Origin of the sequence: Jeotgalibacillus aurantiacus (assembly GCF_020595125.1) — a bacterium.
Taxonomy (GTDB): Bacteria; Bacillota; Bacilli; order Bacillales; family Jeotgalibacillaceae; genus Jeotgalibacillus; species Jeotgalibacillus aurantiacus.
Map to the genome: position 1 here is coordinate 434830 of NZ_JACNMS010000002.1, position 19245 is coordinate 454074.

Below are 19245 nucleotides of genomic sequence, written 5' to 3' on the forward strand. Positions count from 1 at the left end.
ACCCTCTTTTCATGATCTCAGAGGCTTTATCTGCCCATTATCAGATAAACTTTAGCATGAACGCCTGATGCGTTCAAGCTGACGCAGTTATTTTTCCAGCAAATCATAAAAAACCAGCCTGACAGCAATGTCAGGCTGGTTTTTGTTATTTTGCGTATTCTACCGCTCTCGTTTCACGGATGACCGTGACTTTAATATGACCCGGATAATTTAATTCTTCCTCGATCTGCTTGCGGATATCTCTCGCAAGACGATGAGCTGTCATATCATCAATCTGTTCCGGTCGAACCATAATTCTGATTTCCCGGCCGGCCTGGATCGCAAATGATTTTTCAACACCATCATATGATTCAGAAATCTCTTCGAGTCTTTCAAGTCGGCGAATGTAGTTCTCAAGCGTCTCACTTCGGGCACCTGGACGTGCTGCAGATAATGCATCAGCTGCTGCGACAAGTACCGCGATAATAGACGTTGCCTCATAGTCGCCGTGGTGAGAGGCAATACTGTTAATGACTACCGGATGCTCTTTGTACTTCGTGGCAAGTTCGACACCAATTTCTACGTGACTTCCTTCCACTTCGTGGTCAATCGCTTTTCCGATATCATGCAGGAGTCCTGCACGTCTTGCCAGCGCCTCGTCTTCACCAAGCTCAGCTGCAAGAAGGCCTGACAGGTAAGCTACTTCTGTTGAATGTTTCAGTACATTCTGTCCATAGCTTGTACGGTACTTCAGGCGGCCAAGAATTTTGATGAGATCAGGGTGTAACCCGTGCGCACCAACGTCAAACGTTGTCTGTTCACCGATCTCCCGGATGTGCTCATCAACTTCACGGCGTGCCTTGTCTACCATTTCTTCGATTCTTGCAGGGTGGATTCTTCCGTCCTGCACAAGTTTTTCAAGCGCAATTCTTGCTGTTTCACGTCTGATTGGATCGAATCCGGAAAGGATAACAGCTTCCGGCGTATCATCGATAATTAAATCAATTCCAGTCAGGGTTTCTAGCGTTCTGATATTTCTTCCTTCCCGACCTATGATGCGACCTTTCATCTCATCATTAGGCAGGTTTACGACAGAAACAGTTGTTTCGGCAACATGGTCAGCTGCACAACGCTGGATAGCGAGTGAAAGCAGTTCCCGTGCTTTCTTTTCAGACTCTTCCTTTGCACGGTGTTCCTGCTCTTTAACCATGATTGCAATGTCCTGTGAAAGTTCTTTTTCCACCTGATCAAGAATAATTGCTTTTGCTTCTTCCCGGGTTAATCCGGATACCCGCTCAAGCTCGAGATCCTGTTGACGAACCATCTCCTCCACTTTGCTTTCCATCTCTTCAATATGTTGTTGTCGTTCATGTAAAGACTGCTCTTTACGCTCCTGCATTGATTCACGTTTGTTTAGAGAGTCGTCTTTACGGTCAAGATTTTCTTCCCGCTGTAACAGGCGGTTTTCCTGTTTTTGAAGCTCATTTCTTCGTTCACGAAGTTCCGCTTCCATTTCTGATCGAAGCTTATGATTTTCATCCTTCGCTTCCAGCAGTGCTTCTTTCTTTAGTGCCTCTGCTTCCCTTTTTCCATTTTCAAGAATTTGTTCCACAGTGCCTTTTGCACCGCCAACTTTAGCATCCATCATGAATTTGTGAATCAAATACCCAACAATCACACCGACGATAATGCCAGCCAAAATGAAGGTGATTTCGATTGGTTCCATCGTATTCACCTCCTCTTGCTATTAAAATGTTTCAATCTTGCCTTTTTGGGCTAATAATAAAATTTCGTATCAGTCCGGGGCAATTTACTTATCAATTAAAAAAATTGAAAAATATACAATGTTAATTTTAAGTCTGTGAAAATACATTGTCAAGTAGGCTGGCAGAAACTTCCCTTCTATAATTATGTATATACCAAAAAAGCAAAGAGCTTTTCTTTGCTTTTCTGGTTATTTTCACCTATTAATCCTCAAGCAGGCTCAGGTTATCCTCTTCTGTTTCAGGTGGTGCTGTTTTTACTTCATCCATGCCGTGGTGCTCACGGATCTTCAGCATGATTTCCTGGCGAAGCTCAGGATTTTCCTTCAGGAACTGCTTTGAATTCTCACGGCCCTGACCAAGACGGTCTCCATTGTAGGAATACCATGACCCACTCTTTTGGATGATATCCGCGTCGGCACCAAGGTCAATGATTTCACCCTCTTTTGAAATTCCTTCACCGTACATAATATCCACTTCGGCTGTTCGGAAAGGAGGTGCTACCTTATTTTTCACGACTTTAATCCGTGTTTTATTCCCTACCATATCGTTACCCTGCTTCAACGTTTCTGCACGGCGCACATCCAGTCTTACAGATGAATAGAATTTAAGGGCACGGCCACCAGGAGTCGTTTCAGGGCTCCCGAACATAACACCAACCTTTTCACGAATCTGATTAATGAAAATAGCAATTGTATTTGACTTGCTGATGGCACCTGACAGCTTTCTGAGCGCCTGAGACATAAGTCGGGCCTGAAGACCGACATGGGAGTCTCCCATTTCCCCCTCGATTTCCGCTTTAGGAACAAGTGCTGCAACTGAGTCAATAATAATAATTTCAACTGCTCCGCTTCGAACAAGTGCTTCAGCAATTTCAAGTGCCTGTTCACCTGTATCCGGCTGTGACAGAAGCAGCTCATCTATGTTAACGCCGAGCTTTGAAGCGTAGACAGGGTCCAGCGCATGTTCAGCATCAATGAATGCTGCCTGTCCGCCATTTGCCTGTACTTCAGCAATCGCATGAAGGGCAACCGTGGTTTTACCTGAGCTTTCAGGGCCGTATATTTCAATCACGCGGCCACGTGGATATCCGCCAACTCCAAGCGCTGCATCAAGGGCGATTGAGCCGCTGGAAACCGTGGAAATTTTGCGGTCTGTCTGTTCCCCTAGCTTCATAATGGAACCTTTACCGAATTGCTTTTCTATTTGTTTAAGAGCCATATCAAGTGCTGCCTGACGATCACTCACATTAATTCCTCCTTTAATATAAACACCGTAACCGGTGTCTCATAACCTAACTATACTATACTCTTTATTTGGAAGAATAACAAGCAAAAAGCGAACATTTATTCGCTTTTTTTATTTACATCATTTTCAATTTGAATCGGCGTTTTATAAACTTTATAAAAAGAAATACCGTATGAACAGCAATAAATGATCGATGTTCATACGGTAATTATTTATCTATTGATAAAACGGATCAGTTCAAATAATCCATGCTTAACAGCTCTAATTCTTTTAAAATTCCGCTCGCCCTGAAGATGCAGCTGCTTTGAGTTCAGTCTGCCGTCACGGCTGGCTAAACTGATCCACACTGTCCCTTCCTCTTTCCCTTCAAAAGGTCCGGGTCCTGCAACACCGGTAAAACCGATTCCAATATCTGCATCAAAAAGACTCATAACATGAACTGCCATTTCCTCTGCACATTGCTGACTGACGGTACCATGAGATGATATAGTCTCCGCTGATACTTTCAGAACAGACTGTTTGGCGTCAGGGCTATAGACAACAGCCGATCCTTTTAATGAGCTGCTGATCCCTGCAACAGTCGCTAACTCAGAGGCAAACAAACCAGCAGTCAGACTTTCTGCCGAAGCGATTGACAAATTTTTATGTTTTAACAGTGCCGCCACTTTGCTTTTCAGCGACTCATCGTCATAACCATAAATATGTTTGCCGCAAGGTCTGTTGCGTATGATCTCTTCAAGCTGGTTTACAAGTGCTTCAGCTTTTTCCCTGGTCTCTTCAGCAGCCGTCAGACGTAGTGTGACCTCCCCGTCTGAAGCAAGTGGTGCTACGGTTGGGTTTGTCCCACTCATCAGATCCTCAACCATGGTCTCAAGCTCTGCTTCTCCTATACCAAAAAATCTTAAAACCCTTGAATAAATCGTTTGACTGTTTGATCTCTTTCGCAGCAAATAAGGAAGTAACTGATCAGTCAGCATTGGCTTCATTTCTCTCGGCGGCCCCGGAAGAAGGACCATCGTTGACTGTCCTTCGTCAATGACCATGCCGGGAGCCATGCCATGATGATTAAATAGAACCGCGCTTCCTTCTATCACAAGGGCTTGCTTACGATTATTGTCAGTCATTTCTCTCCCGGCTGATTTAAAATACTGTTCAATATAGTCAAGAGAAGACTGATCATAGACAAGCTTCCTATTAAGAATGGATGCAACTGTTTCCTTAGTTAAATCATCCTTTGTGGGACCAAGGCCTCCAGTAATAATGATCAGTTCAGAACGGCTTATAGCAGTGTTCAGCTCACTTGTCAGCCGATCAGCGTTATCCCCGATCACACTATGGCGGAAAACACCAATCCCAGCCTCGGCAAACCTTGATGAGATAAACTGTGCGTTTGTATTGGCAATCTGGCCAAGGAGTAATTCTGAGCCAACAGCAATAATTTCAGCGTTCATATTAACAGCTCCTTATTTTGAATCCCTGAATGCTCCCCAGTTCTTTACGAAATAATCGACACCTGACCATACTGTAAAAAATGCCGCAACATAGAGTGCGATAAGATCAAATGGAATAGAGAACATTTCAAAAAAGATGTTATGTAGCAGCAGTGCTGAAATCGCAACAATCTGCACCCACATTTTGATTTTACCAAGCATGGCAGCAGCATGAACCTCTCCTGAACCCGCTAGCACAAGTCTCAGTCCCGTAATTGCAAATTCTCTTGAGATAATGATGATTACCAGCCATGATGGCGCCATCTGAAGCTCCACAAGAATGATCAGCGCTGCTGATACAAGAAGTTTATCTGCTAAAGGATCCAGAAACTTACCGAGGTTAGTAACGAGGTTATATTTCCTTGCATAATATCCGTCTACCCAGTCAGTTGAAGCTGCAAAAATAAAAATCATGGCAGCAATAAAATGGTGAACCGGAATATCTGCACCAAGAATAGAAAGTTCTCCCCAACCAAAATCGATAAGCATAAAAATCATAAATAAAGGAATCAGAAAGATCCTGGAAATCGTAATTTTATTTGGTATGTTCATAAAATCTCTCCTTAAACAATGTTTTAGCAAAAAAATAGTCATCATTCCTGATGACTATCTTTTTTAGGACGCTGATTCGATTTCAAAAATCATGTTCTGAGTCACGGTGGAACCTCCGAATTCTACCTGTTCGCCATTTAACTGAACGGATGTAACAGAAGAATCTCCAACACGGACTCTGATCCAATCAAGACCGGATGCATCAAAATTCAAATCATTGCCGCTTTGAACGGCATTATCATACAAAATATTTCCTTCACGGTCCCGGATTGTAATCCAGGAGTTATCAGAGGCGATCTGAAGCGTCAGCTCTTCCTGGCTGTTTGTTACCGTGAAGTTATTATCTTCTCCCTGAACCCCTATGCTCTCAATTGAAAGTTCCTCAGCAGGAGGCTCTTGTTCAACGGGTTCTTCATCTGCTGGTTCTTCATCCGTACCTGCTGGTTCTTCCGGCGTTTCCTCAGCAGGTTCTTCAGTGCCCTCAGGCTGATCGATATTTACTGACTGCTCTGTTTCGGTATCAGGATTTGTATCTGCCTGGTTGCCTGGATCAGAAAGCTGCTGCACTACGATCCAGATTACAAAAGCAATCCCAATTAACACACCTATCCCAAGAACGGTTGGAAGTATGTTCATTACAGGGGTAGCTCTTCTGGATGAACCTTTCGATTTCACACGGGATAAATTCACCGGGATTGATTCATCGTTATTTTTCGGTATATCCGAGGAATACGTCTCGAACAGCTCCTCAGGATTTAATTGAACCGCCTCAGCGTACTGTTTTATAAATGCCCGGATATAAAAGGAGCCCGGCATAGCGGAGTAATCGCCTTCTTCAATTCCCTGAAGATATCTTTTTTGAATTTTTGTTACTTTTTGAAGCTCTTCTAAAGAATACCCTTTCGCTTCTCTGGCTTCTTTTAGACGATTTCCTAGTTCAGTCAATTTCCCACACCTGCCAATATTTTAAAAGTCAAATTCTCCAAAATCAGATCCGCTGAACATATTGTTTTTTGGTACCATTTCGTATGTAATCTCTTCGTCATGATCGTGTCTCAGCTCAATAATATAATCAAAATCTTCTATTGAATACTCCGTATTTTCAACAAACACATCCGGGTGTTCAATCACCTTTATGGAAGGCATTCTCATAACCTCCCTGACAAGCTGCCAGTGCTTTTCACTCGCTCTTCTCGTGGAGACAACACCATCTAAAATAAAGAGATTATTCTCATTATATTCATCTTCAATGAGCTTATCCCTGATGGTCTGCTTTAACAATGTCGATGATAAAAAGAGCCACTTTTTATTTGCACATACACTTGCAGCCACGATTGATTCGGTTTTCCCCACTCTCGGCATCCCTCTGATTCCAATCAGCTTATGACCGTCCTGTTTGTAAAGCTCCGCCATAAAGTCCACCAGCAGCCCGAGCTCATCCCGTATAAAACGAAACGTTTTCCGGTCATCCGCGTCTCTTTGAATATAACGTCCGTGACGCACAGCCATCCGGTCACGCAGTTTAGGTTCTCTCAGCTTCGTCATCTGAATGGTATCCATTGTCTGAAGAATGGTTTCAAGCCGAAGAATCTGTTCGTCACTTTTAGCTAAAAGCAACATTCCACGCCGGCCCTCATCTACACCATTAATGGTTACAATATTAATTTCCAGCATGCCAAGTAAGGATGAAATGTCACCGAGCAGTCCAGGACGGTTTTTCTGAATTTCATATTCCAAATACCATTCTTTCCGCTCCATGAAAACAGCTCCTTAATATGACGATTTTCGAGGAATTTCTATATTGATAATAATAAATCATTTCGTTGTAATAGAAAAGGAAAAGTCTGAAATCAAAATAAAAAAGGAGGATTTTCCTCCTTTTTTCCTCTTTTGACAGTATCACTTGACGAAGCGCTAACACTGATATTCTGATTTTAGTGAGGGGATGATCCGCTGACGAGTTTAATCATCAGATTCGCAATGGTATGCTGTTCTTTTTTATCCGCAACCGACCATAGGTCAGCCAGTACACGTTCCTGCTCATTTTTCGGATCCACATTTTTTGCAAGATAATCCCCAATTTGAAAAGCGATCTCTGACATTTTGCTTTCTTCCATCCCATCCGTCTGAGCATGAACTACTTTATCACCTAAAAAAGATTTCCACTGCTGCCAGTTTTCAAGAATCGACATATTTTTTGCCTCCCATACTTATTTTAAAGGAGCTTATTGCCCTTTTTCCTAGTATGAGCATGGATTGAAGAAAATATTCTTCACGTATGCCAACCACCGTTAACAGATAGTACCTGGGATGTAATATAGGAAGACGAGGGGCTTAACAAAAATAGTACAGCATCTGCGATCTCTTCAGGTGCTCCCATCCGGCCAAGCGGAATCTCACCGTATATCTCCTGAAGTTCTTCTTCTGAATAGTGATTTGTCATTTTTGTAGAAATAGCACCCGGAGACACAGCATTCACCCTGATTCCTGATGGTGCGAGTTCTTTTCCAAGAGCCTTTACAAATGCAATTTGTGCGCCTTTAACGGCAGAATACATCACTTCATAAGATGCACCGGTCTCTCCCCAGATGGAGGAAACAATCACAATAGATGCTTTCTCACGCTGTCTGAGCCCGCGGAGCATGTGACGGATGATTCTGACCGGCTGTTTGAGATGCACATTCCAGAGCTCATCAATGACTGTATCAGGTGTATCTTCTAGCATCCCCTCATAGTGAGCGCCTGCAGTATGGATGATCCCATCAACAGACAAAGAGGTTTCAAGAAATTCATCGACACTTCTATCTGATGTCAAATCGATTTTTTCAGGTATGATTTTTTCAGGTACAGGTATGGAATCCCTCAGGTTTATAACAGGATCTGGATTGTGAAAATATTGTGCAATCACTGTATGTCCCTGATCAACAAGTTTTTTTGCAACAGCAAGCCCGATTCCGCCGCTTGCACCGAGCAAAAGGTATGTGTTACTCATTGTCTCCGCCACTTTTTGGTACGATAAAAAAGCTGGTGATGCGATCTTCTTTAATAAAATCCTTCAATGCCGTATGAATATCCTCTACAGTCAGCGTTTCCAGTGTCGGGACGGCATTAAATAAATCCATTTCATTAAATGCATACCGGGTAAACTGATTGGCGATAAATTCGGGAGAATTCAATGACCGCAGGAATCCACCGATGTTTTTCTTTTTCACACCATCAATCTTTTTTTCCGTGATCGTTGGATTCTGTGCTTCCTTCAACAAAATTTCCTTAATTTCAGCCGCAAGCTTTACCGGATCCGGTGTATTGCCGCCAAGCAATCCAAAACCAAAATTCTGTTCCTGTGTAAAATCAAAAGAGAAATGATCATCGATTAACCCCCGGTCATAAAGATCCGTGTAGTAATCAGACGTTTTACCGAACAGCACTTCAAATGCCGTATTGATCGACAGCTCTTTTCTGAGCAGCTCATCACCGCTGATATTTTTTTCATTGGATTTTATGCCAACCATACACTTTGAAACCTGAACTTCCATTTTAAGTTCGTTATGCGCAACCTTCACATGTTCCGGTTCATCATCGAATTTCCGTTCAATCTGCTGTGGAGGATCAAACGTTTTAGACGCCTGATTTGCACGGACAAACTCCATGTATTCCTCTGGATCAACCGGTCCAACGATAAAAATAGACATATTTGATGGATGATAAAAGGTATGATAACACTGGTAAAGATGATCTTTCATAATATGGGAGATGGATTCGACTGTACCTGCAATATCGACTCTGACCGGATGATGATGGAACATATTTTGAATTGCACCGAAATACAGTCTCCAGTCAGCGTTATCGTCATACATCGTAATTTCCTGTCCGATAATACCCTTCTCTTTTTCCACCGTTTCCTCTGTAAAATAAGGAGCCTGAACAAAATCAATCAATGTTTCCAGATTTTTTTGGATCTGATCGGTGCTTGAAAATAGGTATGCCGTTCGGGTAAAGGAAGTAAATGCATTTGCTGAAGCCCCCTGCATACTGAACTTTTGAAATACATCCCCATCTTCCTTTTCAAACATTTTGTGCTCAAGAAAATGGGCAATCCCGTCTGGAACCCGGGTGAATTCATCCTCACCGAGCGGCTTGAAATGATCGTCAATCGATCCGTATTTTGTTGTAAACGTAGCAAATGTTTTATTAAAATCGGGTTTCGGTAAAATATAGACAGTTAACCCGTTATCAAGCGTTTCGAAGTAGATTTCCTCTTCAAGCTGTTTAAATGTCTGCTTTTGCATGGCTCATTCCTCCCCTGACGTCAAAATATAAGTTGTATCCTTCTTCAGCTTTTTTGCAGCCGCGATTACTTGATCGGCTGTTACGGCATCTACCTTTTCAAACCAGCGGTCAATATCTACCGGCGGATTGGCCACTTCACCCTGATATAAAACCTCGACAATCCCTCGTGATGCATCGAGCGTTTCAAGCATCTGGTTTTTAAGAACTGCCTTCGTCTGGTTCAGTTCGTTTTCTGAGACCTCACCATTTTGGATCGCCTGCAGCTGCTCTTCAATAATAACCGCAGCCCGCTCCACCTTAGCGGGCTCAACCCCCGACATCACCACGACGAGGCCTTTATGACTTTCAACTCTGCTCGCTGCATAATAGGCAAGACTTTCTTTTTCCCGCACATTTAAGAACAGCTTGGAATGCGGAAACCCTCCGAACAAACCGTTCATGACAGTGAGCGGTATGTAATCGTCATCCCCGTACACGATACTTGTTCTGTAACCAATATTTAACTTACCCTGTTTTATTTTTTGTGACTCCACCACTTCTTTTGCGTCTGTTGTATTTATGCTTTTTACGTCAGGCTTTGCGACAGGTTCCCGGTCAGGAAAATGAAATTCCTTTTCGCAATACGATGCAATGTCTTCTGCTACAACATCACCCACTACATAAAGGTCAACCGCATCTTTTTCGAGCATGTTTTTGTATGCCTGGTACAGCTCCTCTGCTGTTACCTGATTCAACTTTTCTTCACTTCCGTTCGGGTGAAGGGCATACGCCTCTCCTTTGCACATCTCCTCAACAAGACGCTGTGAAGCATAGCGCATTTTGTCATCCTTCAACGCCTGCAGTTTTTGCTTAAGCGTCCGTTTTTCCTGCTCAATTACTTTTGAGCTGAATGCCTCCCCTTCAAGCAGAGGGTTAAATAACATCTCCTTTAACACATTCAGCGCTTCTTTTGCGAGCGGAGTCGGGTCTTTTAAATATCGTTCATTTGGAATATCCACCGCAAACGAAAGAATGTGGTACTCTCCCTTTTTGTTTACGTCTACAGAGGCACCAGCGCCATATAGTTCATCGAGGTGCGACCTGAAGTCAGCAGTCGTCGGCCACTTTTTTGTACTGCTCTGTAAAATATACGGAATTAACGCTCTCGCAGTAACGTCATCTTCATTTAAACGTGATCTGAATTTGAAAACAAACTGGTTTGTTTTGAATTTTTTCGTCTGAACAATTCTCAAGCTTAACCCCTGCTGTCTGCTTACCGTCTGATTAATCTTCATCTCAATTCCTCCCGGCAAATGTCATGATTCTTTTTCAGTATTCATATTCTCTAACCCCACTATACATTCATCCGGCTGCATGCAACAAGCAGGAAAGGAATGAATATATAAAAAAACAGGATGATCATAGCGCTCATCCTGCATTTTTTCTTATCGTTTACCTTTAATATAAGGTGTTCCAATTGCTTTTGGTGCATCTGCGCGCCCGATAAATCCTGCAAGCGCAAGAATGGTCAGTGCGTAAGGTGCAGCAAGAAGGACCCAGTTAGGGACATCGGCAAGAAGCGGGAAGCTTGAACCAATAATCGCAAGACTCTGAGCTAGCCCGAAGAACATCGCTGCTCCCATTGCACCAAGTGGATGCCATTTACCGAAGATAACAGCTGCTAAGGCGATGAATCCCTGACCGGTAATCGTACCGGCGCTGAATATTTGTGAAATCGTCAGTGCATATACACCACCACCAAGGCCACCAAGAACCCCTGAAATGACAACGGCTGTATATCTCATTTTGTAAACGTTAATCCCCATCGTATCAGCTGCAAGCGGATGCTCACCTACTGAACGCAGACGCAGTCCAAACGGTGTTTTAAAAATGATATACCAGGCTATAATCGCCACGAAAATCGCCACATATGACGTAATATAGTTATCAAAGAAAATAGGCCCGATCACCGGGATATCATATAATAAAGGAATATTGGTATAGCGGATTGGTTCCGGAATCTGTGGTGTCTGCCCGGCACCATACCAGTCTTTTACTAAATAAACACCTAGACCTAATGCTAAAAAGTTAATTGCTACACCACTTACGACGTGGTCTGCTCTGAATGAGATCGAAGCAACGGCATGAATGAGTGAAAAGACTCCCCCGACAGCCATCGCGACAAGCAGTGAAATCCACGGTGTTGCGTCACCTAATGAGCCTGCAAATGTAATGTTAAAGACAACGGCTGAAAAAGCACCAATCACCATTAACCCTTCCAACCCGATATTAACAACTCCGGAACGTTCTGAGAACACTCCGCCAAGCGCTGTAAAAATTAACGGGGCAGATGCAAGCAGCATTGATTGAACGAGAATATCAAGTGCTGTTAAGAAACTCATTTATTTCGCCCCCTTTTTTAAGCGCTGGAGTAAATAAGCAATAATGTAACTTGATGCGACAAAGAAAATAATGATCGCGATTACAATCTCGACAAGCTCTGTTGGAACGCCCGATTCAAGCGGCATAATCAGTGCCCCCTGCTTCAGGATGCCAAATAATGCAGCAGCAAAAACAATACCAAGCGCTACGTTTCCACCAAGAAGGGCTACTGCGATACCGTCAAATCCAACACCTGAGAAAGCGCCGTGAATAAAGCCGTATCCGAACGTTCCAAGCCCCTCCATCGCTCCACCAAGACCAGCAAACGCACCTGAGATCAGCATGGAAAGAACAATATTTCTGTTAACATTCATACCTGCATATTCTGATGCATTCTGGTTAAAGCCTACTGAACGCAATTCAAAACCGGTTGTTGTTCTTTCAAGTACGATGTAATAGATAATAACACCTAATAGTGCAAGGAATATCCCATAGTGCATAGTTGAAAATTCCGTTAACGTTTCAAAAAACGGTGATTTCAGAGATGCAGTTTCAGGGACACGATCCGTAGTGTTCTGCTCATCAGAAATAACATAACGGATCAGGTAGTTACAGAAATGAAGCGCGATATAGTTCATCATGATCGTTACAATTACTTCATGAACACGCAATCTTGCTTTTAAAATACCTGGAATAAATGCCCACAAGGCACCAGCTAAAGCACCAGCAAGAATGGCCATAGGAAGATGAATCACCTTAGGAAGGTCAAATGCCAGACCCACCCATACAGAAGCTACCCAGCCAACTAGCAGCTGGCCCTCAACTCCGATATTAAAGAGTCCTGTACGAAACGCAAAAGCAACGGCAAGACCTGCAAAAATATAAGGTGTAATCTGACGGACGGTTTCCCCGATATAAAAGCTTTCTCCAAGTGACCCTTTCAATAGTGCAGCATACCCCTGAATCGGATTAAAACCGGATACAAGCATGATAATGGCACCAACGATTAATCCGAGAATAACGGAAATCAGTGGGATTAGTATTTTCTGAAAACGACTGAAACCTTCGAACATGCTATTCTGCACCTTCTTTCTTTTTAGAGCCGGCCATTAGCAATCCAAGTTCCTGCTCTGTTGTTTCTTTAGGATCAACAATTGCGATAATATTTCCTTCATAGATAACCGCAATACGATCACTCACGTTCAGGATTTCTTCAAGTTCAAAAGAGATAAGCAGAACAGCTTTACCATTATCACGCTGTTCAATGAGACGTTTGTGGATAAACTCAATGGCCCCAACATCTAGACCCCTTGTCGGCTGAGCTGCAATCAGCAGATCTGGATCTCTGTCCACTTCACGCCCGATGATCGCCTTCTGCTGATTTCCTCCTGATAAAGCTCTGGCTGGTGTTGTTTCAGAAGGTGTTCTAACGTCAAACTCCTGAATCAGCTTTTTAGCCTGCTTGTTAATTTCCTTATTATTTAACACACTGTATTTAGAGTATGGTTTGGAATAATAAGTTTGAAGAACCATATTATCGCCGATCGGGAAATCCAAAACGAGACCGTGCTTATGACGATCCTGAGGAATATGTCCAACCCCTGCTTCTGTAATTTTACGGGTTTTCAATTTAGAAATTTCTTTTCCATTCAGCTTCACTGATCCGGATTGAATCTTTTTCAGCCCTGTAATGGCTTCAATCAGTTCAGACTGACCGTTACCATCAACACCTGCGATTCCAACAATCTCACCGCTTCGCACTGTTAAATCAAGGTTACGGACAGCATCCACTCCACGTGAATCTTTAACATTCAGCTTTGAAATTTCAAGCACTGTATCTTTCGGTACAGCAGCCTTTTTATCTGTTTTAAACAGCACTTCACGCCCAACCATCAGGCTCGCCAGCTGTGTAGGTGTTGTTCCCTCAACATCAAGTGTTTCAATACCTACACCTTTTCGGATAACGGTGACGCGGTCACAAACTTCAATAATCTCTTTCAGTTTGTGGGTGATCAGGATGATAGATTTACCTTCCTTGATCAGTGTACGGAAAATCTGAGTCAATTCTTTGATTTCCTGAGGTGTCAAAACGGCAGTAGGCTCATCAAAAATCAGCATTTCCGCTCCGCGGTAAAGTGTTTTCAGGATCTCAACACGCTGCTGCATGCCGACAGAAATATCAGCAATCTTGGCTTTCGGGTCCACTTTCAGTCCATAGCGGTCTGAAATTTCCTGAACATCTCTTTCAGCCTTTTTCATATCAATGTTTAACCCTTTTTTAGGTTCAAGTCCAAGTACGATATTTTCCGTTACCGTAAATGTATCGACAAGCATAAAGTGCTGGTGCACCATTCCGATTCCAAGGTCATTGGCAATATTCGGGCTCGTGATTTTAACCGGCTCACCTTTAACTTTAATTTCCCCTTTTTCGGGCTGGTAGAGTCCAAAAAGAACGTTCATCAGTGTAGATTTTCCTGCTCCGTTTTCTCCCAGCAGCGCATGGATTTCGCCTTTCTTCAACTGCAGCGTGATGTTATCATTTGCTACAATGCCAGGGAACTCTTTGCGGATGTTCAACATTTCAATTACGTAATCCATCCGTTATCACTCCTTCTTTATCAAGGGAGGTAGGTTGAATGAGGTCCGACCTCTCCGAACATTTGGAAAAATGCTAAATGAATAAAGGGAAAATTCTCCTTATTCAGTTAACATTCTTGCATAAAAAAAGGGGAATTTCAGGCTGCACTCAGGCAGCCCTCCATTCCCCTATGCTTTTGTCTTACTCAAGTGTTGACGGTACTTCGATTTCACCATCAACGATCTGCTGCTGGTAGTCTGCAATTGTGTCAAGGATTTCCTGAGTCAGGTTGTCCTGTGATTCAGCAATCGCAATTCCTTCTTCCTGAATTCCGTACTCAATGATTTCTCCACCCGGGAAGTCACCTTCCATCGCACGCTTTGAAACGTCCTGAACAGCAACGTCAACACGCTTAACCATTGAAGTAAGTGTAACGTTGTAATCTCCAACCTGTCCTTCTTCATACTGGTCACGGTCAACACCGATTACCCAAACTGCACGTTCCGGATCCTGCTCTTTCAGGTTTTTCGCTTCAGTGAATACTCCATTACCTGTTCCACCTGCCGCGTGATAGATTACGTCAACGCCAGAACCGTACATTGCTGCAGCCATTTGCTGACCGCGGGATGCGTTGTTAAAGTCTCCAGCGAATTCAATTGTCACTTCAGCATCAGGGTTTACAGCTTCAACACCAGCTTTAAAACCAGCTGCGAATTTGTTGATCAGGTCAGATTCAACTCCGCCGACAAATCCGATTTTGTTAGATTCAGTCGTAAGACCAGCTGCAACACCTACAAGGAATGATCCTTCATGTTCTTTGAACGTGATCGAAGCAACATTGTCGCCTTCTGCTACTGAGTCAATGATCGCAAAGTTTGTATCAGTCTGCTGAGCCGCAACCTGTTGAATCGCTTCAGTTAAAAGGAAACCTACACCAAATACAAGATCAAAGTCGTTACGAACTGCAGTATTCATATTTGTTACATAGTCAGCGTCATTATTTGACTGGAAGTACGTGTAACCACCTGTACCTTCCTCAAGTCCGTTATCCGCACCGAAAGCCTGAAGACCTTCCCATGCCGACTGGTTAAATGATTTGTCATCAACACCGCCAGTATCTGTTACCATTGCAACGGAGAATTCGCTTGTTTCTGCTTCTCCACCGCTGCCGTTACCGCCTTCGTTTCCTGTGTCAGCTTCATCGCTTCCACAAGCCGCCAATACTGTACCTGCTGCCAGGAACATAGACAGAGCCATACCAAATTTACGTTTTTTCACTTTCAATTACCCCCTAAGGTTTTTTCGTGTATTAGTAGGAATGCAAAATTGCATTAAACACGCTTACGAACTACATGAAAGCTAAATCTGTCAGCCTTGAAATAATTCAGTGAATATAAAATCGGCTGATCTTTATCATCATAATGCAGCTGCTTCAAAACAAGCAGTGCAGTTTCGGGCTCACACCCGAGTATTGGCGACACTTTGTCATTGTATCCGGCGGGCTCAATATGCGTAACAGCATACGATATGTATAAACCGCCGTCCTCCTCTAGCAATGAAAACATGGAACGGTCCTCATGCGTGAATGAAGCTGGCATCAGATTAGATGGTACTTTGTCCACACAATACACGACGGGATCCCCATTGGCTGTCCGAACACGCTCAATGACTGTCATTTCGTCATCCGGTGTACAGGAGAAACGAAGAAGATCTTCGTCAGTCGGACCCTGTGTTGTAGAGCTGAGAAAAACCGTGCCCGGTTCCATTCCGGCCTGTTTAATCATATCGGTCACACTGTGTAACTGTTCGATGCCGGATGAAAATAAAGGCTTGGAATTAACAAAAGTACCTACTCCATGGCGCCGTACAATTCGATTTTCCTCTTCCAGAATTCGCAGTGCCTCTCTCAGCGTTGCCCTGCTGATCCCGAGCTGCCTTGAAAGCTCAAACTCTGATGGAAGGCGTTCTTTTTCTTTATATACGCCTTTATCGATATCTTTTTTCAGGCGGTCTATCACCTGAAGGTAAAGATGACGATTATCTGATTTAATAGTCATACGGTACACCACCAACTCTTTCGACATCAGACCTCTGATGTATTTCATTCCTACTAATCGAAAATACTATAACACTTTTCTTTTTGAAAAGGAATACTATTATTGAGTTTTCTCTAAAAATCTTTCATTCTATTTACAATTAAATGACTAATATTACAGAAAGTCGTTATAAGTGTGAATGAATCCCTTTACATAAGACAAATATTAACATTATTCAAATAAGATTTTCATAAGTCTGACGATTGTAAGCGATAACAATAGTATAACTTAATTGTTGATAACTTGTATATAGGTCAGACATCAAATGACTAAAATTATTTTTTTGCGCTGTATTATGTAAGTATTTGACATCTTTTCACTTCGTGTTTCCTGGTTCTTTTATCACCAAAAAGAGGACAACTCTACACTGAGTTGTCCTCTTTCCAATAAATTGATTTAATGATGTTCTTCAGCCTGTTTGGATCTTAATACTGTTCGGGGTTTACTGCCCTCATAAGGTCCGACGATGCCTCTTTGCTCCATGGCGTCAATAAGTCTGGCTGCTCTCGTGTATCCTACTCTGAATCTTCTTTGAAGCATGGATACTGAGGCCGTCTGCATTTCGACGACAAGATCAACCGCTTCATCGAACAGATCATCTTCTATATCAGCTGTCGAGGTTTCCTCCACTTCATCCGGAATCATCTCTTCCTGATACTGCGCCTTTTGCTGTTCAATTACTGCATTTACAACAGTTTCTACTTCTTCATCACTAAGGAAGGCTCCCTGTACCCTGACTGGCTTATTTGCGCCGATTGGCATAAAGAGCATATCTCCACGGCCCAGTAATTTTTCAGCGCCTCCCGTATCAAGGATGGTTCTTGAATCAATTTGGGATGACACTGCAAAGGCAATCCTTGATGGAATATTGGCTTTAATAACTCCCGTGATAACATCAACTGATGGTCTTTGTGTGGCAATAATCAAATGAATACCTGCCGCACGGGCCATTTGCGCAAGTCTTGTAATGGAATCCTCCACATCATTGGATGCAACCATCATTAAATCTGCAAGTTCGTCTACGATCACGACGATGTATGGCAGCTGAGGCTGCTTTGCGTCCTGTGAATCATTATGTTTTCTTATGTGTTCATTGTATCCTTCAATGTTTCTTGTCCCTGTATGGGAAAACAGATCATATCTGCGTTCCATTTCACTGACTACTTTCTTTAAGGCCTGAGAAGCTTTCCTCGCATCCGTGACAACCGGTGCGAGCAAATGCGGTACGCCGTTATAGACATTCAGCTCTACCATTTTCGGATCGATCATCATGAGTTTAACTTCATGCGGTTTTGTACGCATGAGAATGGATACGATAATTCCGTTAATACATACACTTTTCCCGCTGCCTGTAGCCCCTGCCACGAGGAGGTGGGGCATTTTATTTAATTCAGCCGCCACTGCCTCCCCGGTGATGTCTCTTCCAAGGCCGATCAGCAGCTTGGCATTTTCTTTTTCCTTTTTTTGCGCTTCCAGAACTTCTCTAAGTGAAACCATTGCTACCTCTGAATTCGGCACTTCAATTCCGATTGCTGACTTACCGGGAATGGGTGCTTCAATCCGGATATCCTTTGCAGCGAGTGCAAGTGCCAGGTCGTCACTCAGATTAACAATTTTGCTGACCTTTACGCCTGTATCCGGGTGAACCTCATATTTTGTTACTGCGGGGCCCAGGTGAACCTGCGTTACCTTTGCTCTCACGCCAAAGCTTTGAAACGTTTTTTCAAGCTTGGAGGCATTTTTCTGTATCGCTTTATATTCACTGCTCTGGTCCGCATGCGGAGGCAGTGACAACAAATCAATGGAAGGGAGAACGTATTCTTTATTTTCAACAGCTGCCACACCTCCGGACACAACGTCGAAGTCCGGTTCTTCCCCTTCACCCACAGCTTCTGCCTCTGGCTCAAGCTTTTTAACCGGTTCCGGTTTCTTTTCAGGTACTGCCTGTATCGAGGCTTTCTCAGCAAAACTTGAAATAAGCGGCTCAAAGGATCTCTCTTCATCCTGCTGGTCAAGGGGATGATCCTCAACCTTAGATGGTTCAGCGGGTTTTTTCCCGCTTCTCCGCGCAATTTGTTCTTCTTTACGCTGTTTTTTCTTTTCTTCTTTTCTTTCCTTCCACTGTTCACCAGCCTGGTTTTTCATTTCATTGATTTGGTCATATACCCATCGCATAGCCATTTTCACCACTTCACCAACCGATTTTCCAGACAGCATAATCGCACCGATCAAAAACATGGCGATCGCAGCTACCTTGGAACCGGCTGATGCAAATAACAGGTTGAAAACAGAGTATAGCAGTGCACCAAACATACCGGCACCAGGATTCATCGTAAAGTCACTCGTTAACACTTCATGGGTCTGAATGAGGGCACTTCTGCTCGTTAAGAGACCGTCTGCAGCCCGCTGATCAAACATCAGAACATGACTAAACAGGAAGATACTTAACAGGATCAATAGCGCACCTGTCAGCCTCTTATGTAAAACTGGCGGGGTTTTACGGTAAATCATCAGGTATACACCTAAAACGATGATTGAAACCGGAACAATCAGCTGAAAATTACCAAGCAGATAAGTGAAAGCAATCGTCAGCCAGTTCCCCACAATGCCATACCGAAAAATCGACATGATGGATAGCGTGATCAGGACGATTCCTGTTAATTCATACGTCAGAGGAGCCGTGAATTTTTGTCCGGCCTTTTTCTTTTTTCTTGTCGTTTTTTTTGCCGCCGTTCTTTTTTTAGCTGCCGGCATACAATCCACCTTCTTTCAGATTGAACAAATAAAGAGGCTGGGACGACACTCTGATTGGAGGTGTTCCAGACTCTTTTTCATTATCGCGAGAACCGCAGAAACATGGTTTAATCCAGACCGGTTTATGCGTTCAT

16 protein-coding genes are annotated in these 19245 nt (G+C 43.2%); all 16 read right to left on the reverse strand.

Going from position 1 to position 19245, the window contains the following annotated elements:
- Positions 1–145: 145 nt before the first annotated feature.
- Positions 146–1705 carry a ribonuclease Y gene (rny, locus tag H7968_RS06995; RefSeq protein ID WP_227395474.1) on the reverse strand — a complete coding sequence of 520 codons (1560 nt, stop codon included), beginning with the start codon at positions 1703–1705 and terminating at the stop codon, positions 146–148.
- Positions 1706–1946: 241 nt separating this feature from the next.
- On the reverse strand, positions 1947–2990 hold the full coding sequence (gene recA, locus H7968_RS07000) for a recombinase RecA (RefSeq protein ID WP_227395475.1): 1044 nt from the start codon (positions 2988–2990) through the stop codon (positions 1947–1949).
- A gap of 212 nt (positions 2991–3202) precedes the next feature.
- Entirely contained in the window at positions 3203–4441 is a 1239-nt protein-coding gene (locus H7968_RS07005) for a competence/damage-inducible protein A (protein WP_227395476.1), read from the reverse strand.
- A 12-nt stretch (positions 4442–4453) separates the two neighbouring features.
- On the reverse strand, positions 4454–5032 hold the full coding sequence (gene pgsA, locus H7968_RS07010; protein ID WP_227395477.1) for a CDP-diacylglycerol--glycerol-3-phosphate 3-phosphatidyltransferase: 579 nt from the start codon (positions 5030–5032) through the stop codon (positions 4454–4456).
- A 63-nt stretch (positions 5033–5095) separates the two neighbouring features.
- The gene (locus tag H7968_RS07015; protein ID WP_227395478.1) at positions 5096–5977 is read right to left on the reverse strand and encodes a helix-turn-helix domain-containing protein; all 882 of its coding nucleotides are present in this window, start codon (positions 5975–5977) and stop codon (positions 5096–5098) included.
- A gap of 21 nt (positions 5978–5998) precedes the next feature.
- Positions 5999–6790, reverse strand: a complete 792-nt coding sequence (locus H7968_RS07020; RefSeq protein ID WP_227395479.1) for a DUF3388 domain-containing protein — start codon at positions 6788–6790, stop codon at positions 5999–6001.
- Between the two features lie 176 nt (positions 6791–6966).
- Positions 6967–7224, reverse strand: a complete 258-nt coding sequence (locus H7968_RS07025) for a DUF3243 domain-containing protein (protein ID WP_227395480.1) — start codon at positions 7222–7224, stop codon at positions 6967–6969.
- An 80-nt stretch (positions 7225–7304) separates the two neighbouring features.
- The gene (gene ymfI, locus H7968_RS07030) at positions 7305–8024 is read right to left on the reverse strand and encodes an elongation factor P 5-aminopentanone reductase (protein WP_227395481.1); all 720 of its coding nucleotides are present in this window, start codon (positions 8022–8024) and stop codon (positions 7305–7307) included.
- Positions 8017–9321: an EF-P 5-aminopentanol modification-associated protein YfmH gene (yfmH, locus tag H7968_RS07035; protein ID WP_227395482.1), complete on the reverse strand. Its 1305-nt coding sequence runs from the start codon at positions 9319–9321 to the stop codon at positions 8017–8019. The genes ymfI and yfmH overlap by 8 nt, the downstream gene beginning before the upstream one ends.
- A 3-nt stretch (positions 9322–9324) precedes the next feature.
- On the reverse strand, positions 9325–10596 hold the full coding sequence (yfmF, locus tag H7968_RS07040; RefSeq protein WP_227395483.1) for an EF-P 5-aminopentanol modification-associated protein YfmF: 1272 nt from the start codon (positions 10594–10596) through the stop codon (positions 9325–9327).
- A gap of 150 nt (positions 10597–10746) precedes the next feature.
- Positions 10747–11703, reverse strand: coding sequence for an ABC transporter permease (locus H7968_RS07045; RefSeq protein ID WP_227395484.1), 957 nt, complete (start codon positions 11701–11703; stop codon positions 10747–10749).
- Positions 11704–12756, reverse strand: a complete 1053-nt coding sequence (locus H7968_RS07050) for an ABC transporter permease (RefSeq protein WP_227395485.1) — start codon at positions 12754–12756, stop codon at positions 11704–11706. It lies immediately after the preceding gene.
- A 1-nt stretch (position 12757) separates the two neighbouring features.
- The gene (locus H7968_RS07055; RefSeq protein ID WP_227395486.1) at positions 12758–14281 is read right to left on the reverse strand and encodes an ABC transporter ATP-binding protein; all 1524 of its coding nucleotides are present in this window, start codon (positions 14279–14281) and stop codon (positions 12758–12760) included.
- 181 nt (positions 14282–14462) lie between these two features.
- Entirely contained in the window at positions 14463–15539 is a 1077-nt protein-coding gene (locus H7968_RS07060; protein ID WP_227395487.1) for a BMP family lipoprotein, read from the reverse strand.
- A 53-nt stretch (positions 15540–15592) separates the two neighbouring features.
- Positions 15593–16318 carry a GntR family transcriptional regulator gene (locus H7968_RS07065; protein ID WP_227395488.1) on the reverse strand — a complete coding sequence of 242 codons (726 nt, stop codon included), beginning with the start codon at positions 16316–16318 and terminating at the stop codon, positions 15593–15595.
- Between the two features lie 435 nt (positions 16319–16753).
- Entirely contained in the window at positions 16754–19111 is a 2358-nt protein-coding gene (locus H7968_RS07070) for an FtsK/SpoIIIE family DNA translocase (protein ID WP_227395489.1), read from the reverse strand.
- Between the last annotated feature and the right edge of the window lie 134 nt (positions 19112–19245).